Consider the following 1432-nt stretch of genomic DNA (forward strand, 5'->3'; position numbering starts at 1 on the left):
CCCCAGGCTTCGTCCCCTGCCGAAGCTGCAAAAGCCGGGCGCGTGCTTGCGCCCCATAGGCGGCGAGCCGTCCAGGTTCCCAGATCTGAAAGAAATTGCCGCGGCCGACAAACGCTGCTTCCGCGGAAATGCCGGTGTGCTCGCGGATGAAATCGGTCATCGAGATGCGGCCGTCCTGATCGAGCTTGAGAAAGGTTCCATCGCCATGGCAGAAGAACGACATGTCGTCCGCCGCCTGCAGGAAAGGATCTTCCTGCGCGATGCGCTGCTCGTAGCGGTCGAGCAGGTCGAGCCCGCCGACATCCATCGCCGGACGGTCCAGGCAGCGCAGCGCATAGAGTTCCGAATAGCCGCGTTTCTGCACAACCGCACGGAAATGCGCCGGAACGGACACCCGCCCCTTCGCATCGATCCTGTTCACCGCGCTTGACAGAAACCGGTCCATTACGCGTTACGGCCGCTTGCGCCGCCGCACCCCTCTGCATCTTCCCGCCCGCGCCGCCGCGGCGCGGTCCCTGCCCAAAACTCACTTCGTTCTGAAAGGCGAAAACAGGCGAACGCGCAGCCGCCGCGGCTGCCCGATTGGCGTACGCTTCACCCTGACGCGGAACGAAGGCTTGAATATCGAAATGGGATATCATGGGGCGCTATGGGCGTCAACGGGAATAGGCTTCACAAACGCGCGCGCCACAACCGATGAGAGCAGCTCTGACGGCACTCCCGTCTTTATGCTCCATTAAGCCTAACGAAGCGTTTAGAGCGCCTGGCCTACCGGAGGCCGCTTGCCGCGGATCGCCACCGCGCATAGCGTCAGCCCGTCTTTTCCCGGTCAGAAACAGATTCTTTTCTCGGTCAGAAACAAGGTTGAAATCCATGTCCGAAACAGCCAGATCGCGCGCCGCGGCACTTCCCCATCTGCGTCGTGGCAGGCTTGCCATGGGCGACCCAATTCCCCTGCCGCTGACTATGGCCGCCATTTATCATGCACCGGGCGACGCCACCGGGTTCGATCAATATGGCCGCTTCAGCAATCCGACCTGGGACGCGGTCGAACACATGCTGGCGCATCTGGAAGGGGCGCCATGCGTCGCCTTCCCCTCTGGAATGGCTGCAATCTCGGCGGTGTTTTTTGGATTGCTCAAATCCGGCGACCGTATCCTGCTGCCGTCGGACGGCTATCACACCACGCGGGCCCTGGCGGAGGGTTTCCTAAAACCTTTCGGCGTCGCCTACGATATCCGGCCGACATCGACTTTCCTCGACGGCGGCTTCGATGGATATCGACTGGCCTTCGTCGAAACTCCCGCAAATCCGGGACTGGATATCTGCGACATTACGGCGGTCGCCGAAGCGGCGCACAAAGCGGGGGCGATTCTGGTGGTCGACAACACGACAATGACGCCCTTCGGCCAACGCCCGCTCGATCTCGGCG

2 protein-coding genes are annotated in these 1432 nt (G+C 62.1%); one reads left to right on the forward strand and one right to left on the reverse strand.

The window, feature by feature from the left end; all coding sequences use genetic code 11:
• A partial coding sequence (gene mraZ, locus EOA86_RS34580) for a division/cell wall cluster transcriptional repressor MraZ (RefSeq protein ID WP_128345609.1) occupies window positions 1–445 on the reverse strand: 445 nt, incomplete at its 3' end.
• 428 nt (window positions 446–873) lie between these two features.
• Between mraZ and EOA86_RS34585 the strand changes: the two genes are divergently transcribed.
• On the forward strand, window positions 874–1432 hold a 559-nt coding region (locus tag EOA86_RS34585), incomplete at its 3' end, for a PLP-dependent transferase (RefSeq protein WP_206630225.1).

It is taken from the genome of Mesorhizobium sp. M5C.F.Ca.IN.020.32.2.1, from assembly GCF_004023105.1.
GTDB classification, from domain to species: domain Bacteria; phylum Pseudomonadota; class Alphaproteobacteria; order Rhizobiales; family Rhizobiaceae; genus Mesorhizobium; species Mesorhizobium wenxiniae.